This is a genomic window from Marinomonas vulgaris (genome assembly GCF_018145875.1).
GTDB classification, from domain to species: domain Bacteria; phylum Pseudomonadota; class Gammaproteobacteria; order Pseudomonadales; family Marinomonadaceae; genus Marinomonas; species Marinomonas vulgaris.
The window spans coordinates 1-17,059 of the sequence record NZ_JAGSSV010000002.1; the positions used below are offsets into that span (position 1 = coordinate 1).

Consider the following 17,059-nt stretch of genomic DNA (forward strand, 5'->3'; position numbering starts at 1 on the left):
AGTGAGTTGATGTGACATGGTCAGGCTCGAAGGTTAAAAATGAATTGTCTCATGCGCGGGACTTATTCGCATCTTCCTTAGATGTTTTGTATTTAAGGCGAAAGCTTTAGGTGAGACAAAAACCATTCGCATCTTTTGGTTCTAATGATAATGCATTTGTTAGAACTTGATTATTGTGGGTATGAATATGTTGAGATCAATAAACATTGGGAAGCGAGCCGCTTTTGTATTTTCGATTACAGTCGCTGTGAATCTCTTTTTAGGTGTTTTTGGATATGTTCAAATCAAAGGATTGTTCAATGAAACGGTTGAAATAACAGATACTAGGGTTGAATCGATTGTTGAGTCTAATGATTTACTGATATCGTTTTTAAAAATAAAATCCGATCTATTAATACTATTGAATGAAAATTCACTATTAAAAAATCAAAAAGTGATTCAATCTATTGAAGATGGTTCAAAGAAAATAGTAGAAATCTATCGTAAAATGGATCAGCTTAAACTGTCTTCTTCGATGAAAGAGACGTTAGCGTCATCCAATTACTATTTTAATGAATACATGGACAGTGTCGAAAAAATAAAATCTCTGATAGACACTGGAAATTTGTCTGAAGCTATCTTGTTTCGAGTAAATACGTCTAAAAAGCTGTCTGATCAGTTTCAGGTTTCAATAGAAAAAGTAAAAGATCAGCAATATGTTTATGCTCTAGAAAGCAAAGAAAAAGCCGCAACGATTTATCAGCAAAGTATTACTTCAATAATGACGGTTGTGTCATTGTCTTTGCTACTGAGTATTGTTGTTGGTTGGTTTTTTACCAAAAGTATTACACGTCCTATTTATCAGGTAGTGGCTTTCGCAAAGCGCATGTCAAAAGGCGATTTAACCACTAATATAGACAACAGTGGTTCAGATGAAGCCTCTCAGATGATAGATTCATTGTTAACAATGCAAGGGAATCTTAATCGTATTCTTACTGAGATCAGCAGTTCATCGGATCAGCTTGCCGCTACTTCGGAAGAGCTCAGTGTCATTACTGCTGAGTCAACCATTAATATTGAACACCAGAATCAGCAATTAAACATGGCTTTTACCGCAGTGACGGAAATGAGCTCGTCGATTGAATTGGTGGCGATTAATGCACAAAGTGCGTCTAATAATTCTGATATAGCGAACCAAGAATCGAAGCTCGGTCATGCGAAAGTTGAGCAAACATTGGCAACCATTAAAGAGCTTGTTAATGACATTCAATTGAGCTCGAACGGTGTTAATTCTTTAGTCTTGAAAGTGAAAGATATTTCAACCGTATTGGATGTGATTAGAGACATTGCTGACCAAACAAATTTACTGGCTTTGAATGCTGCTATCGAAGCTGCTCGAGCAGGAGAAACTGGCAGAGGCTTTGCGGTAGTAGCGGATGAGGTTAGGACTTTAGCGCATCGTACTCAAGAATCGACGAAGAAAATTGAAATCATGATCGGTGCCATTCAAGAGGAGACCGATAAAACGGTCAAAGCGATTACCGATTCTGAGGAGCAAGCCAGTGACACGCTTTCTGTTGCTAATGAAGCGGGTAATGCCATTCAATTGATTAACTCAGCAATCACGCAGATTTATCAACAAAATCTCAGCATTGCATCAGCGGCAGAACAGCAGTCTCATGTTGCAAAAGAAGTAGATACTAACTTAGCAACCGTGAAAGATTTGGCCATTCAGTCTAATGAGGGCGCTAAACAGACCCGCGACTCAAGCCGTGATTTAGCAAGGCTGGCTGAAAACTTAAACAGCGTGGTGTTACAGTTTAAGTTATAAAATCAGGCGTTGGTGTTAAAAGTACTGGCCTAATAGTAAAAAGCCATAACGTTTATAGAGATAAGTGTTATGGCTTTTTTAGTTCAGTAGCGGTCGAGAATAAGTCAATTATTAAAGCAAGTATTGCAATTTATGACCTGTGATTATGGGTATGGCGGTCAAGCGTTTTGTTGGTTCATGCTCAATGCCATGGCTTCAGCGATTTTGATACCGTCGATGGCCGCAGACATGATGCCGCCAGCGTAGCCAGCGCCTTCGCCTGCTGGGTAGAGGCCCTTGGTGTTGATGCTTTCGTAGCTGTCGCGATCACGGGTGATGTTGATCGGTGCAGAGGTGCGAGTTTCAACGCCTGTTAGTAAGGCATCATCGAAGGCAAAGCCTTTAATTTTGCGGTTAAACGCGGGAATGGCTTCGCGGATCGCTTCGATACAAAAATCCGGTAGGGCATCGGCTAAGTTGGTGAGCTTGATGCCTGGTTTGAATGAAGGTTCGACCGTACCCAGTTGCGCTGGGGTTTCGTTGCGTAAGAAAGCACCAACGGTTTGCGCTGGGGCATCGTAATTGCTGCCACCCATCACGTACGCCAAGCTTTCTAATTCTCGCTGAAACTCAATACCGGCCAATGGTCCACCAGGGTAATCCGACGGATCAATGCCAACCACGATGGCGCTGTTGGCGTTACGCTCGTTACGGGAATATTGACTCATGCCATTGGTCACCACGCGATGCTCTTCTGATGTCGCTGCGACTACTGTGCCACCAGGGCACATGCAGAAACTGTAAACAGAACGACCATTTTTACAATGATGAACCAGCTTGTAATCGGCGGCGCCTAATATTTCATTGCCTGCATTGGGGCCAAAACGGGCTTTGTCGATGGCCGATTGTTCATGTTCGATACGAAAGCCTACGGAAAAAGGCTTGGCTTCAATATGAACGCCTTTTTTATGGATCATTTCAAACGTATCACGGGCACTGTGACCGATGGCAATGGCGATGTGTTTGGAATGCAATTGTTCACCGTCTGCCAAAGTGACGCCGGTGATTTGCCCATCTTCTATGTGCAGATCATCCACACGACAGCTAAAGCGAATTTCTCCGCCCAGTTCGATGATTTGTGCGCGCATTCTTTCCACCATGGCAACCAGTTTAAAAGTGCCTATATGGGGTTTGCTGACGTACATAATTTCATCTGGTGCACCGGCCGCGACAAATTCGTTGAGCACTTTACGACTGTACTGTTTGGGGTCTTTGACTTGACTGTAGAGTTTGCCGTCAGAAAACGTCCCTGCACCACCTTCGCCAAATTGCACGTTGGACTCGGTATTGAGTATTTTTTTACGCCAAAAACCAAAGGTGTCCTTGGTACGTTCGCGCACTTCTTTACCGCGCTCTAATACAATCGGTTTATAGCCCATTTGCGCCAACACCAAAGCCGCCAATAAGCCGCAAGGGCCAAAACCGATGACAATAGGGCGTTCGGTTAGTGTTGCGGGCGCCTGCGCTACTGGGTGATAGTTTAAATCCGGTGTAACTTTAATTTGCTGGTGATCTGCAAATTTTGCCAGTAAAGCGTTGTCACAAGTCGTGGTGACATCCAGCGTGTAAATCAAATTGATATTAGTTTTTTTGCGGGCATCGTAACCACGGCGGAACACATTGAAGTGAACTAATTGCTCGGACGAAATAGTGAGCAAGGATAAAATAGCCTGTTCGATGGCATCGGCATTGTGGTCAAGAGGAAGTTGGATGTTGGAAAGTCGTATCATAGGAATCAATAAGTCGAATGCTGGGTTAATGGCGATGGGCTGGATAATACGATATTTTCGGTCAAAAAGCTGTTTTCAAATGCCAGCTTGCTGGATTTTCTCTTAGCGTGTATTTTTTGCCGCTGATCTGCTTTTTATTCAAATACAGTATTTTGATTATTATCAATAAGGGGTTCTGCATGTTTTCGATTGGGTTTCGTACCTTGGTGCTTTCATCAGCGTTGCTTGCGGGCAGCGTGTCTTTTTCTGCGCACGCTAATCAGGCGGAATATTCGACTCAAGAGTTGAATGAACAGCTGGTAATGGCAACCGTATGGATGCAAGCGTCGGCGGAATACAAAGCTTTGTCTTATCAGGCGTTTAACCTGGCCAAGTTACAGTTTGATGCGTTTTCCCGTCAGTATAAAGGGAACAAGCCCTTAGCTGTGATCGTTGACGCCGACGAAACTGTGATTGATAACAGTGCTTATCAAGCGTGGTTGATCGGTAAAGATTTTGGTTATTCGAGCAAAACTTGGGGAGAGTGGATGGACGCGGCGGAAGCCAAAGCTATGCCGGGAGCGAGCGAGTTTTTGGCGTACGTTGCCAGTCAAGGCGGTGAGGTTTTTTACATCACTAATCGAAAAGCATCGGGCTTAGAAGGCACGCGTAAAAACCTACACAACTTAGGTTTTCCAAACGTCGACGATGCGCACCTATTACTGAACACTTCGACCAGCAATAAAGAGCCGCGTCGTCAGCAGGTAGCCGAGAACTATGACATTGCCTTGCTGATGGGCGATAACCTGAACGATTTCTCGAATGATTTTCGTACCAAAGGGTCAGCAGAAAGCGATGCAGCCGTGGAGAAAAACAAAGCACTGTTTGGAACACAATTTATTATGTTACCAAACCCTGGCTATGGCGACTGGGAAGGCAAGCTGTATAACGGAAATTGGGGGGCATCGGCGGCAGAGAAAAATCAAATGCGCAAAGATTCACTGAATGTGTGGCGGCCTGCCAAATAAGTCGTTTTTAAGGTGACATCTACACGACGCGATTAGTATGACGCGTCGTGTAGATGTAAAAACGCACGGTTAACGCAAGTTGACGGCGATGTCTTCAGCAAAGCCCAACATGATGTTGAGGTTTTGCACGGCAGCACCAGAGGCACCTTTTCCTAAGTTGTCTAATTTTGCCACCAAGATGCCGGATTGATTGCCCGGTTCGCTTAGCACGGAAAGTTCGACTTGGTTGGTGTTTTCTAGATCGTGCGGCGTTAAGAAAGGCGCGGCGTTGTCGGCTACCAGGTTCAAATCGTTCACGGTAACGAAGGTATCGTTGGCGTAAATTTCTACCAGTTTGGCGTGTAATTGCGCCATGGTGGTGTCGCCTTTCAAATGTATTGGCAAAAAGGTCAACATACCTTGACGGAAGTTACCCACGCTTGGCACAAAAATAGGCGTTTTGCTTAAGCCTGCCCATACCTTCATTTCTGGCAAATGTTTGTGGTTAAAAGACAAACCATACGCCCCAAAAATTGGCGCCTTGTTGTCGCTTTCGTAGCGGTCAATTAACGCGTTACCGCCACCGCTGTAACCAGACACAGCATTGATCGAATAGTCGCCATTGGCGGGTAAGAGGCCTGCTTCGACCAAGGGCTTGAGCAACAAAACCACCCCTGTTGGATAACAGCCTGGGTTGGATACGAACTGTGCGTCTTTGATTTTATCCCGCTGCGTTACATCCAGTTCCGGCAAACCGTATACCCAGCCATTCGCAACGCGGTGAACCGAGCTCGCGTCTAGTACGCGGCAGTTTTCTTCTTTGGCTAAGACAACGCTGTCTTTGGCGGCGTCGTCAGGTAAGCAAAGTACGGTGACGTCGGCTTCTTTCATCAGACGACGTTTTTCTTCCACATCGCGCTTTTTCGCTGGGTCAATACTGATGACTTCAATGTCTGGGTGATGAATCAGGCGTTCTCTTACTTGAAGTCCTGTGGTGCCTGTTTCGCCATCAATAAATACTTTTTTCACAGAGGGATTCCTTACGTAAATCAGCGGTTGTGGAGCATATTTTAAAGGTAACCAGTTTACTGCATCAGACAACAGGTGAATAGTTCGATGGGCTTTCTGCGGTCAAAAAACACGATAAAGGCAGTGAGATTTGTCACTTTTTCCTCACCATCTCTCCTTAATGTTTAAGCATTCCTCCAACTTTGCTGCGTTAATTTCGCTCACTGTAACAGATATGATATTCAGCAATAATTGACAATATTGTCTGGTTTTTTATTCAAGAGTCAGTATGAACAAAGAGAGGAAGTCTTTGAAAGTATTTATGTATTTGCCTTGTTATCACTCGCTGTTAGCTCTAAGGCTAGGGCGATTTATAATGCTATCTCTGTTGCTTGGAGCTTGGGCTCATGTTCAGGCGAAAGAGCCCAATGTTGATGCGAAGGGCTATGTTTTTTCTCATCAAACTGTGGTGGATTTAGCGAAAGAGTTGGCCAATTCTCCGATGAAACCCGTTGATAAAGCCCCGCAAGCCTTAAACGACATGGATTACTCGACTTATCGCCAGATCAATTTTCAGCAAAACCAAGCGGTTTGGGGCAACACGCCAACGCGTTTTTCTGTGCAGATGTTTGCGCCAGGGTTTTTGTTTAAAGATTTGGTGTCTATTGATGTGGTAGAAAGCGGTCGTGCATTTCCTTTGTCGGTATCGTCTGATTCCTTTAATACGCCCACTCCTGAAATCAGCGAGTTGATTGCGCAGGTGGGCAAGTACGCAGGTCTGCGTTTACATTATCCGATGAATACTCCGGAGGTAAACGACGAGTTTGTGGTGTTTCAGGGGGCGAGCTATTTTCGTGCTGTGTCTAAAGGTCAGTCTTATGGCTTGTCTGCCCGAGGGTTGGCGGTGGACGTCGCCCAGCCGAAAGGCGAAGAGTTTCCTATGTTCACTAAGTTTTGGATTGAGCGTCCGTCTTCCAGTCAAGATGCCATCGTGGTGCATGCTTTGCTGGACAGTAAAAGTGTGACGGGTGCGTATCGTTTTGGTATTTACCCAGGAAAACCCACCCGTATGGACGTGAAAACCACCTTGTTCCCTCGAGTAGATGTTAAGCACGTCGGGATTGCCCCATTAACCTCAATGTTTATGCACAATGGCACCATGGATAAGTCGGATGTGCCAGATTACCGTCCGGCGGTTCACGATTCAGAAGGGCTGCAGATTTTAACGGGCAAAGACGAAATGCTTTGGCGACCATTGAACAACCCTAACAATTTAGAGATCAGCGCCTTCAGTGACGCCTCGCCCAAGGGCTTTGGTTTGATCCAGCGTCATCGAATGTTTGAGGATTATCAGGATTTAGAAGCCAATTACCATACGCGCCCCTCGGCTTGGATTAAGCCCTTGAACGATTGGGGGGAAGGGCACGTTGAGTTGGTTGAAATTCCGTCAGCCGCCGAAACCAACGACAATATTGTGGCTTATTGGCAGCCGAAAGAAGGGCTGAAAAAAGGCGAAACCTATGAGTTTCAATATCTAATGACATGGTCAAACGACACGCCTGTGTCTCTGGATTTTCCACGGACGGTTCGAAGTGCTCAAGGCCATAAGTTGTTTACCACCACACCAGAAGTGGTGATTGATTTTAATAAATTACCCGATGTGAACATCAAAGAGCTGAACGTGCATGCGAGCATCAGTAATGGCGAGATCCTAGACGCTTGGATTGATAAAAACCCGCACAACAAAGGCGTGCGAGTTTATGTGACGTTTGATCCGCAAGACGCGGATCTGTCTGAGCTAAGAGTGCAGCTCAAAAAAGACGATGTTGCCGTGGCGCCCACTTGGCTGTACCGCTGGATTAAGGAATAGGCATGTTGTTAACGGATACGAAAAAAACACCCATGATCAAACGAGCCTTACCCAAATCATCGCCTTTGGAAATGCCAAGACACAAGGTCAATGAGGTGGCTCAAGCTCGAAAGCCAAGGCTGCAATCGTTTGCACTGACGACGTTTTTGTCACGTCTGTTCGTGATGGTCTGTACCTTGGGGCTTTCTTGGTTTGGCGCGACGGAAATGTACGATGTGTTAAACACCAATGCCATTGCTGGTTTGCAGTGGGCGTTTTTGGTGTTGTTTTGCATTAACTTTACTTGGATTTCGTTTGCTTTTTCTCAAGCGACTTTAGGGCTTGTTTTTCAATTATCACCGTTCGCCGCGCGTCGAAAAGAGCAAGATGTAGACGGCGTGACGGCGATTTTATTGCCGGTTTATAACGAAGACCCTTTGCGCATTCGTGCCAATATTCAAGCCATGCAGGACGAATTGATTCAAACCGCATCGGGTAAATTCGCGTTTTTCATTCTCAGTGACACTAATAAAGCCGATGCGTGGATAGCCGAGGAACAGGCGTTTTCATTGTTGTTAAACGACGATGGTGCGTGTCCAGTTTATTATCGTCGCCGTTACAATAACGCTGAGCGTAAGGCAGGAAACATCGCTGAGTGGGTAACCAACTTTGGTGCTGATTACGAGTGCATGATTGTGTTGGATGCAGACAGCTTGATGGGCGCTGACTGTTTGGTGTCGTTAACGCGACGTATGGCTGCAGAACCAGGTTTGGGGTTGATCCAAACCTTACCAACGATCATTCGTGCCAATACCTTGTATAGCCGAATTCAGCAATTTGCCAATCACTGTTTTGGGCCTATTTATGCGTCTGGATTGGCGGCGTGGCACGGTTATTCGTCGAATTTTTGGGGGCATAACGCCATTATTCGTACGCGTGCTTTTGCTGAGGCTTGTGGTTTGCCGATGTTAAAAGGCAAAGCGCCTTTTGGCGGTCATGTGATGAGTCACGACTTTATGGAAGCGGCTCTGTTACGTCGAGCCGGTTGGGGCGTGCGTTTTGATACGGATCTGAGTGCTTCATACGAGGAAGCGCCGCCGTCGTTGGTGGATGTGATTGTGCGCGACCGTCGTTGGTGTCAGGGCAATCTACAGCACAAAGCCTTTGTGTTTGCCGATGGCTTTCACTTTGCCACACGCTTGCATTTGATGTCTGGCATCATGTCTTATTTGAGTGCGGTGTTTTGGTTATTGCTCATTGTGGTGGGGTTTGCCTTGGCGGTGCAGGCGTATTTTGTGCGTCCTGAATATTTTGCCAATCCTTCATTGTTTCCGACTTGGCCTGTGTTTGATTTTGAAAAAGCGCGCTCCTTGTTTGTTTTATCCATGGCCTTAGTATTGGCACCAAAGGCTTATGGCTGGTTGTCGGCGTTGGTTAATATAAAGCGTTGCAAACAATTTGGTGGGCCAATACTGCTTACTTTAAGCACCTTGGTGGAAACCTTGTTGTCGGCTTTGTATGCGCCGATTTTAATGTTGTCTCAATTTCAAGTGGTTTACGACGTGCTTAAAGGTCGTGACAGTGGTTGGAAACCCCAATCCCGTGATGATGGTGCAACGTCTTGGAAGGTCGCGGCAAGAGCGCATTTCAGCCATACCTTGTTGGGTGTGGGGTTAGCGGCGGGTGCCTTGTTTTTGAGTAAAGAGCTATTTTATTGGTCACTGCCAATCAGCGTGGGCTTGATGTTGTCGATTCCTTTGTCATGGATGAGTGGCGGAGCCAAGCGTGGTAATGTGATTCACCATCTTGGTTTAATGCGAGCACCAGAAGAAAAGCGTCCCCATTCGATTATCTTGTTACAGGCCGATTATGAAGCTAAGCAGAGTGATCTGGGTTTTGATCGAGAATTGTCTTCACTCGAGCGTCTGACTTCTGAGGCGAATTTCTTTTATTGGCATCTTGCACAAATGCCAGAAGACAAAACCGACAAGGCCTTCTGTCGTGCGTGGATTTGCGCGGAATGGCAAATTCAACATAGCCACACCATGGATGACTTATTGCAACATCTTCGAGAAGAAGAGTGTGTGGCTATTTTGCAGCACCGTGCTTTGATGACACAGATGGAAAAGTACCTTCCTACACCACTTTCCGCGACCTAATGGTCGTGGAAAGTCACTTATAAAAGCCGATTAAAGCTTGCAGAAAGCTTGAGCGAATTCATCAACGCTGTCCCAGTTGGTGAATTCTTGGTCTGTACTTGGGTCGGTTGGCCCCTTTGTCATCCACATAATAAAGCGGATCATATTGCGGTCGAGAAAACCGTATTTTTTGTAATTCAATCGACCCGCAAACACCCCTTGTAAACTCGGCGTCCACTCTAATTGAGTGAGGAACTTAATAATATAAGGGTTGGTGTCGGGTTGGCATTTTTCAGGTTTTCTAGCGACCAAGTTCACTGTGTAAAAAGCGCTGGGTTTACTTTCTAATACCGTTTTATGTTGACTGATAAAGTCAGCGACGACTTTTTGATGCTTTCCATAACGAATGCTGGCACCAATAACGACTTTATCGGCCTTGTTTAGAGTGTCGGCGTTGGTTTCTTCAACTGGGACGAGTGTGGCCGTATGACCTTGCTTTTCCATGGTGGCTTTCATGGATTGTGTGATCTTGATGGTATGGCCGTCTGTCGTCGAGTAGATCAGGAGAATATTAGACATGATGATTCAGAAAAACTGCCTCTGTAATGGAAAGATAAAATAAATCAATATTTTCGATGCCTTGTTATAAACACTCCTAGAGTAAGAGTAAAGGCGAGGAGAGGGGGTTCTTGTTTATTATCAATTTAGCGATATAAAAAGCGACCGATAGATGCTATCGGTCTCTTTTTGTGAGTTTTGACTGTTTATTCTGCTGAGCTGTGCTTTCTGGCTCGAATGTCTGATTGAGCACTGCGATAGAATTTTTCTTGAGGTTTGGACTTTACGATCTGTTCGTCGTCTTGGTCTTCATTGCGCAGCAATAAGAAATCGGCCACACGTTGTTCGTCCAGTGTGTTGGCGGCCACGGCGGCTTTAATGGCGCAGCCAGGTTCGCCGTCATGTCGGCAATCGCTGAAACGGCATTGTTTTTCTAGGGTGATGATGTCGGCGAAACTGGCGATGGCGCTGCTGTCAAACTCCGCCAGTTGCAATTCTCGCATGCCTTGAGTGTCGAGTAGGATAGCACCAGACGGCAAGATTTTTAGGGTGCCTGAATTGCCGATAGCACGCGGAATTTGGCCCTCTGTGGAAGTTTGTATCAAGGTATTGATCAGTGCCGATTTACCTGAACCAACCGCACCAAGTAGGGCTATGGTTTTGCCTTTTTTCAATAATGGAGACAAGACGCGAAGGCTTTCAGGGTCGAGAGCGTTGACTGTTTCGACAATTAATACTGGATCAAGCTTTTCTACTTGGATGCGCTTTTCGACGGCATCGTTGCAAACGTCTGCTTTGGTCAGTACGACAACAGCATCGGCTTGCGCTTCGTGGGTTAATTCTAAATAGCGCTTAATAAGGCCCAGATTAAAATCTTCACCGAGTGAGCACATTAAGAACACGGTATCTATATTGGCGGCAATGTCGTTGAAAACAGAACTGGATTCTAAACAGCGAATAAAACGATGTTCAGAATCGACAATAACCCAATCCCCCACCAGCATACTGGGCATATCAGCTTGATGCGTTAGGGTGAAAAAAAACTGTTCGCTGGCCAGCTCGTATTGTAACTCTGTATCAGAGTGTTGTTGGAGCGAGCAAATGCGCGCAATATGGTTAGACTCTAAATCATCCAATGATAACTGTTGTTGAAAGTAGGCTTGCCAGCCTAGGTCCAATAAAGTGAACGTGGAATCCATTGCTATTACCCCAAGCGAATACCGCTATCGTAAAAAAGAAGCAAATTGCCTCAAAGAAAACGACTGAGCGTAATGAGACTACGCTCTAGCCAAAAATACACCCCCTTCGAGTTGAGACTCTTGTCATGGGTGATGCTTGGCGAGATTAGCACAGTGTAAGGAACCGACAAACACAAATATGACCTATGTAATATTGGTTTATTTACTCTCTATAATACGGTAGTCCAGCGAGCCGGTGATTTTGCCATTTTGTTGGGTCGAGACACTGAATTCGGCGTTATTTTTCTCTTTGTCTGGGTTGACGATGGAAATAACCTGGCCATTGACGATCAGTTGATAGGTCTCAGAAAACGCAATTTGAAGGTCTTCTGATTTTGGATTTTCAAATAGTATGTTGTCTTTTAAGCGGATGACGCGGCTTTCGCCTCGAACCCATTGGCCGACGATAGGTTGCGCCTCAAAGGAAGATTGACCATGATTGACGATAGCTTCTGAGACAAAAATCCGAATGATATCGCCGTTAGCCCCTATGTTTTGACGATCTTCTACTCTGGCGTCGAGAACCGCCAATGCGGTGTTGGTTTTACTGATGTAGGTACGCAGCTCTTGTAGCGAATCGTCTAGACTTGTCGCGCTATCTGGTTGTGGGGTAAAGATACTGGGTACGTCGGGAGCACTGCCAGTACGTTGTTTTAATTCAACAAAATTGCTGGTAGCTCTTTGTATGTTGTCTTCTAATTGTGCTTGCTCGATAGCTAGGGTGTCGCCAGTGTCTGCCGTAACGGGTTCAGCGGCGGAGGTGACAGGATCAGCATCTTTGTTTTGTGGTTGCTTTAGATCCTTTGCTGTTTGGTCAGGGGTTTTATCGATGGGCAAGTTGTCGATTTGGTTGGATACCGAAGGTTGAGCAGTATTATTCAGTTCTTGGTTGTTCTTAGCGTCTTGTAAAATTGGCATGGTGCACGCACTCAAAAGTAATGAGGCAAGTATAAGGCCAGTACGAAATGTGGACATGTAACAATCCTAAAGGATAGACAAAAATAGTGTTTAAGTATGCGGTATGGCAGAAAATATGTCGAGTGAAGAGAGGTGACGTAAGATACGACCTCTCTTGTTCAGGTAAATCAATCAGGCTTGTGACTGATTCCACAAAATGCATTCGTCTAATGTGACCCCTTGGCCACCGAATATGTCTAATGCGCTGCCGATAGTGAGGTCTACCTTGCCAGCGGATAATTCGTTGACACGTTTTAGGTCTGCTAATGAGCGTGCGCCACCAGCGTAGGTGACGGCCACCGGGCATCCCTGCCCAAGCAAACGGACGAGGTCTTCATCGATACCGGCTTGCAAGCCTTCCACATCAGCGGCGTGAATAAGAAACTCATCACAGTGATTCGCCAGTTCAATGAGGTTTTCTTGATTGACTTGAGTAGAAGTGATGGTTTGCCACCGGTCAGTGGCGATATACCAGCCGTCTTTGGTGCGACGGCAGCTTAGGTCTAGCACTAATCGGTCGGTGCCGGTTTCGCGTTTTATTTTGTCTAATCTGTCCCAGGAGAACTCACCCTTTTCGAATAAGTATGAGGTGACAATAACGTGGGATGCTCCCGCTTTTAAATAATCCGCAGCATTTCTTTGATTAACACCACCACCAAACTGAAGGCCATCTGGATAGGCGCGTAGGGCGTTTAAAGCTTCTTCGTGGTTGCCTTTGCCAAGGGCGATGACATGGCCACCAAGCAAGTTATGCTCTTGATACATTCGCGCGTAATGCTCGGCATTGTATTCGCTGATAAAATTTTCTGTGGCACCTTTGTCATTTAGACTACCTCCTACAATTTGCTTTACTTTGCCTTGGTGAAGGTCGATACAAGGGCGAAAATGGGTCACAAAAAACTCCTATCAGTGATGAAAAATGCGATTGTAACCGATAATCTACCCAGAAACGATGTGCCAAAGCAATCCTTTAATAAGCCTGTTACAATTGCTAAATTCTTTTCCTTACAACCAACCATGTTGCTTTTATCATGTTGCAAATTACTCTCGCTGTGGGGATACCAGATCACGAAATAGAATTAACGGCCATTCGAGCGCAAGGAGCAGGCGGTCAAAACGTTAATAAAGTGTCTTCTGCTATTCATCTAAGATTTAACGTGGCGGCGTCATCTTTGCCTGAATTTTATAAGGAGCGTTTGTTGGCGTTGAATGATTCAAGGTTGACAAAAGACGGTGATATTGTGCTGAAAGCTCAACAGCACAGAACCCAAGAATTGAATAGGGAAGACGCCTTGGCTCGACTGAAGGCGCTGATTCTTGAGGCAAGACAGGTACAAAAAGCTCGTCGCCCGACCAAACCTACTCGCTCATCGCAAAAAAAGCGCGTAGAGCAGAAAAAGCAAAAAGGTCAAATTAAAAGCCTCAGGCGCCGAAATTGGGATTAAAATCTCGCTTCACAAGATGAGCTATTCTTGCTTTTACTGGGCATGCCCTTTTATTAAACTTGGGCAAGAACGCTCCATTTTTCATCATATTTATCCATCATAAACATAACTCGGTAGGTTTAATCATAATGAAATTAGAATCTCTTGCATTGCATCATGGCTACACATCAGAAAGTACTACTAAATCTGCGGCTGTGCCTATTTACCAAACCACGTCTTATACTTTTGACGACACTCAACATGGTGCGGATTTGTTCGACCTAAAAGTAAAGGGGAATATCTATACTCGCATTATGAACCCAACCAATGACGTATTAGAGCAGCGTATTGCGGCCATGGAAGGCGGTATTGCGGCTTTGGCGGTAGCGTCGGGTATGTCGGCAATTACCTACGCGATTGAGTGCATTTGTGAAGTAGGTTCGAACATTGTCAGTACCAGCCAGTTGTATGGCGGTACTTATAATCTATTTGCCCATAGCTTTCCTCGTCGAGGTATTGAAACGCGCATGGTATCAGCGGATGACTTTGCTGGGTTCGAGGCGGCTATTGATGAGAATACAAAGGCAATTTTTTGTGAGTCGATCGGAAATCCAGCAGGCAATATTGTCGATATTGAAGCTTTGGCTGCCATTGCAAACAAACATGGCATTCCGTTGATTGTTGATAATACGGTTGCCACGCCGTTTTTGTGTCGTCCATTTGAGTTGGGTGCGCACATTGTTGTTCACTCTCTAACCAAATACATTGGTGGTCACGGCACCACAGTGGGTGGCGCCATTGTGGATTCGGGTAAGTTTGATTGGGTGGCAAACAAAACACGTTTTCCGATGTTGAACGAGCCTGATCCGTCTTACCATGATGTGGTTTACACAGAAGCATTGGGCGAAGCGGCGTATATTGGTCGTTGTCGTGTTGTGCCGTTGCGTAATACGGGCTCGGCACTGTCTCCTCATAGTGCGTTCTTAATCATGCAAGGTTTGGAAACATTGGGCCTACGCATGGAGCGTCATTGTTCTAATGCAGAAGCGTTAGCCGAGTTTCTGAATAATCATGAAAAAGTAAACTGGGTGAATTATGCTGCTTTGCCTGGTAACAAGTACAATGCAATGAGTAAGCGCATTACCAGCGGAAAAGCCTCTGGTGTGTTGAGCTTTGGGATACAGGGTGGTTTGGAAGCGGGTACACAATTCATCGATGCCTTACAAATGGTGCTGCGTCTCGTCAATATTGGAGATGCAAAATCTTTGGCTTGTCACCCAGCGTCTACCACGCATCGTCAGCTTAACGATGAAGAATTAGCCAATGCTGGTGTGAGTCGTGACCTAGTGCGCATTTCGGTGGGCATTGAGAACATTGAAGACATTATTGCCGATATCAGTCAGGCTTTAGACAAAGTAACTGTTTGATTTAATTAGTTAAATATTCAACTTATTTAAAGCATGTTTTAAGAGAAAAGGAGCCTAAATATTGGCTCCTTTTTTTTGGGATATATTCCTACGGAAGGCGCTTGGGTAAGGATTATAAGAATTTATTATATACATATTTCTTTCACTCTCTTTATCTTGATCTAACGCAATGTTTTAAGATGCGTCTAGACTGATAATGTCTCCTTATAGTAAGCCTCAAAATCGTTTGGGGCTACGGTGGACGTTAGATAATAAGAACACCCTGCAAGGAAGTGTCTGCAGACGTCTTTTTCTCAGCTAAATGAATGGGTTGAAATCATATGATTAACGAAGCTGTAGTGGAATTATCGCGCTTTCAGTTTGCTTTCACTGCTCTGTACCATTACTTGTTTGTCCCTTTGACATTAGGGATGGCTTTTTTACTAGCGATCATGGAATCTGTCTATGTGATTACTGGTAAGCAAGTCTACAAAGACATGGTTAAGTTTTGGGGTAAGCTGTTTGGTATTAACTTTGCGCTTGGCGTAACAACAGGTTTGACTATGGAGTTCCAGTTCGGAACAAACTGGTCATATTACTCTCACTATGTAGGCGATATCTTTGGTGCGCCTTTGGCTATCGAAGGTTTGATGGCTTTCTTCCTTGAATCAACGCTTGTTGGTTTGTTCTTCTTTGGCTGGGACCGTTTAAGCAAGGTTAAACACTTAATGGTGACATGGGGCGTAGCAATTGGCTCTAATTTGTCAGCATTGTGGATATTGATCGCCAACGGTTGGATGCAAAATCCAGTAGGGTCAGAATTCAATTACGAAACCATGAGAATGGAATTGGTTGATTTTGGTGCCTTGATCTTCAACCCAGTCGCTCAAGTGAAGTTTGTTCACACTGTTTCTGCCGGTTACACAACGGGTGCCATGTTCGTTCTTGTGATTTCAAGCTACTACCTATTGAAAGGTCGTGATCTTGCTTTTGCACGTCGTTCTTTTGCGATTGCATCTGCATTCGGTTTGGCTTCAGTGTTGAGCGTTATCCTTTTGGGCGATGAATCTGGTTACGAGCTTGGTGAAGTACAAAGAGTGAAATTGGCTGCGATTGAAGCAGAATGGGAAACACAAGAAGCCCCTGCGGATTTCACCTTGATCGCCTTCCCGAATCAAGAACTTGAAGAAAACGAATACGCCATTAAGATCCCTGGCCTAATGGGCTTAATTGCTACCCGTTCTCTTGATACAGAAGTTCCTGGTATCCAAGAGCTTAAAGAGCATAATCGTCAGCGTATTATCAACGGTATCTATGCAAACCAGTTACTTGAGAAGCTGCGTAATGGTTCAACTGATCCGCTGGTAAAATCTAACTTTGAAAAGGTAAAAGACGATCTTGGTTACGGCTTGTTAGTAACAGCGTTCAACGAAGATATTAACAAAGTTACATCAGAACAGATTGACCAAGCGGTTGAATACTCCATTCCGAAAGTGGCGCCTTTGTTCTTCGCTTTCCGTATTATGGTGGGCTGTGGTTTCTTGATGTTGGTTGTGTTTGCTGCGGCCTTTTACCAAAACGCGCGTCGTCGCATTGGTAAGAATCCTATGTTCCTTAAATTCATCGTGTTGTGCTTGCCACTTCCTTGGATTGCGAACGAAGCAGGTTGGTTCGTGGCTGAGTTTGGTCGTCAACCATGGGCGATTGGTGAAATACTCCCGGTTCACGTGGCTGTCTCTAGCTTAACGGCTACTGAAATTTGGATCAGCCTTGCAGGCTTTGCTGCCTTGTACACAGCCTTCTTGATTGCTGAAATGTACTTGATGATTCGCTTCGCGAAGCAAGGTCCTTCTAGTTTGCATACTGGTCGTTACGCCCTTGAACAAGAAACTGCTCAGTTGAAGCAGGAGGTATAA

Annotated in this window: 13 protein-coding genes; 7 read left to right on the forward strand and 6 right to left on the reverse strand. The window is 45.1% G+C overall.

All coding sequences use genetic code 11. From position 1 onward, the window contains the following. The first annotated feature begins 187 nt into the window (after window positions 1–187). Complete coding sequence (locus J9B83_RS02320; protein WP_211535119.1) at window positions 188–1,810, forward strand: methyl-accepting chemotaxis protein; 1,623 nt, start codon at window positions 188–190, stop codon at window positions 1,808–1,810. 158 nt (window positions 1,811–1,968) lie between these two features. On the opposite strand, the gene J9B83_RS02325 is transcribed toward J9B83_RS02320, so the two are convergent. Further along, window positions 1,969–3,579, reverse strand: coding sequence for an NAD(P)/FAD-dependent oxidoreductase (locus J9B83_RS02325; RefSeq protein WP_211535120.1), 1,611 nt, complete (start codon window positions 3,577–3,579; stop codon window positions 1,969–1,971). Between the two features lie 179 nt (window positions 3,580–3,758). Between J9B83_RS02325 and J9B83_RS02330 the strand changes: the two genes are divergently transcribed. Next, window positions 3,759–4,586, forward strand: coding sequence for a 5'-nucleotidase, lipoprotein e(P4) family (locus J9B83_RS02330; protein ID WP_211535121.1), 828 nt, complete (start codon window positions 3,759–3,761; stop codon window positions 4,584–4,586). A gap of 69 nt (window positions 4,587–4,655) precedes the next feature. Here J9B83_RS02330 and argC read toward each other — a convergent pair whose 3' ends face one another. Further along, window positions 4,656–5,594: an N-acetyl-gamma-glutamyl-phosphate reductase gene (gene argC, locus J9B83_RS02335; RefSeq protein WP_211535122.1), complete on the reverse strand. Its 939-nt coding sequence runs from the start codon at window positions 5,592–5,594 to the stop codon at window positions 4,656–4,658. Between the two features lie 355 nt (window positions 5,595–5,949). Between argC and J9B83_RS02340 the strand changes: the two genes are divergently transcribed. Beyond that, window positions 5,950–7,443 (forward strand): glucan biosynthesis protein G, encoded by a 1,494-nt coding sequence (locus J9B83_RS02340; RefSeq protein ID WP_236037071.1) that lies wholly within the window; start codon window positions 5,950–5,952, stop codon window positions 7,441–7,443. Window positions 7,444–7,445: 2 nt separating this feature from the next. After that, window positions 7,446–9,581, forward strand: coding sequence for a glucans biosynthesis glucosyltransferase MdoH (gene mdoH, locus J9B83_RS02345; protein ID WP_236037072.1), 2,136 nt, complete (start codon window positions 7,446–7,448; stop codon window positions 9,579–9,581). A gap of 30 nt (window positions 9,582–9,611) precedes the next feature. Here mdoH and hemG read toward each other — a convergent pair whose 3' ends face one another. From hemG to hisA, 4 genes are all read right to left on the reverse strand, one after another. Further along, window positions 9,612–10,139: a menaquinone-dependent protoporphyrinogen IX dehydrogenase gene (gene hemG, locus J9B83_RS02350; protein WP_211535123.1), complete on the reverse strand. Its 528-nt coding sequence runs from the start codon at window positions 10,137–10,139 to the stop codon at window positions 9,612–9,614. Window positions 10,140–10,324: 185 nt separating this feature from the next. Continuing rightward, entirely contained in the window at window positions 10,325–11,317 is a 993-nt protein-coding gene (gene rsgA / locus J9B83_RS02355) for a GTPase RsgA (protein WP_211535124.1), read from the reverse strand. Between the two features lie 198 nt (window positions 11,318–11,515). Continuing rightward, a complete protein-coding gene (locus J9B83_RS02360) occupies window positions 11,516–12,331 on the reverse strand; it encodes a hypothetical protein (RefSeq protein WP_211535125.1) in 816 nt (271 codons plus the stop codon). 114 nt (window positions 12,332–12,445) lie between these two features. Further along, the gene (hisA, locus tag J9B83_RS02365; RefSeq protein ID WP_211535126.1) at window positions 12,446–13,207 is read right to left on the reverse strand and encodes a phosphoribosylformimino-5-aminoimidazole carboxamide ribotide isomerase; all 762 of its coding nucleotides are present in this window, start codon (window positions 13,205–13,207) and stop codon (window positions 12,446–12,448) included. A 137-nt stretch (window positions 13,208–13,344) separates the two neighbouring features. Between hisA and arfB the strand changes: the two genes are divergently transcribed. The 3 genes from arfB (at window position 13,345) to J9B83_RS02380 (ending at window position 17,059) form a co-directional block, all read left to right on the forward strand. Continuing rightward, window positions 13,345–13,758: an alternative ribosome rescue aminoacyl-tRNA hydrolase ArfB gene (arfB, locus tag J9B83_RS02370; protein WP_211535127.1), complete on the forward strand. Its 414-nt coding sequence runs from the start codon at window positions 13,345–13,347 to the stop codon at window positions 13,756–13,758. A gap of 128 nt (window positions 13,759–13,886) precedes the next feature. Then, on the forward strand, window positions 13,887–15,164 hold the full coding sequence (locus tag J9B83_RS02375; RefSeq protein WP_211535128.1) for an O-acetylhomoserine aminocarboxypropyltransferase/cysteine synthase family protein: 1,278 nt from the start codon (window positions 13,887–13,889) through the stop codon (window positions 15,162–15,164). A 320-nt stretch (window positions 15,165–15,484) separates the two neighbouring features. Then, window positions 15,485–17,059: a cytochrome ubiquinol oxidase subunit I gene (locus J9B83_RS02380; RefSeq protein WP_211535129.1), complete on the forward strand. Its 1,575-nt coding sequence runs from the start codon at window positions 15,485–15,487 to the stop codon at window positions 17,057–17,059.

Excerpts from the sequence above, each read along its gene's own strand:
- J9B83_RS02320 (WP_211535119.1), top strand. The coding sequence starts at position 188 with ATGTTGAGATCAATAAACATTGGGAAGCGAGCCGCTTTTGTATTTTCG.
- J9B83_RS02375 (WP_211535128.1), top strand. The coding sequence starts at position 13,887 with ATGAAATTAGAATCTCTTGCATTGCATCATGGCTACACATCAGAAAGT.
- arfB (WP_211535127.1), top strand. The coding sequence starts at position 13,345 with ATGTTGCAAATTACTCTCGCTGTGGGGATACCAGATCACGAAATAGAA.
- hemG (WP_211535123.1), bottom strand. The coding sequence starts at position 10,139 with ATGTCTAATATTCTCCTGATCTACTCGACGACAGACGGCCATACCATC.
- rsgA (WP_211535124.1), bottom strand. The coding sequence starts at position 11,317 with ATGGATTCCACGTTCACTTTATTGGACCTAGGCTGGCAAGCCTACTTT.
- J9B83_RS02380 (WP_211535129.1), top strand. The coding sequence starts at position 15,485 with ATGATTAACGAAGCTGTAGTGGAATTATCGCGCTTTCAGTTTGCTTTC.
- J9B83_RS02340 (WP_236037071.1), top strand. The coding sequence starts at position 5,950 with ATGCTATCTCTGTTGCTTGGAGCTTGGGCTCATGTTCAGGCGAAAGAG.
- J9B83_RS02360 (WP_211535125.1), bottom strand. The coding sequence starts at position 12,331 with ATGTCCACATTTCGTACTGGCCTTATACTTGCCTCATTACTTTTGAGT.
- J9B83_RS02330 (WP_211535121.1), top strand. The coding sequence starts at position 3,759 with ATGTTTTCGATTGGGTTTCGTACCTTGGTGCTTTCATCAGCGTTGCTT.
- mdoH (WP_236037072.1), top strand. The coding sequence starts at position 7,446 with ATGTTGTTAACGGATACGAAAAAAACACCCATGATCAAACGAGCCTTA.
- J9B83_RS02325 (WP_211535120.1), bottom strand. The coding sequence starts at position 3,579 with ATGATACGACTTTCCAACATCCAACTTCCTCTTGACCACAATGCCGAT.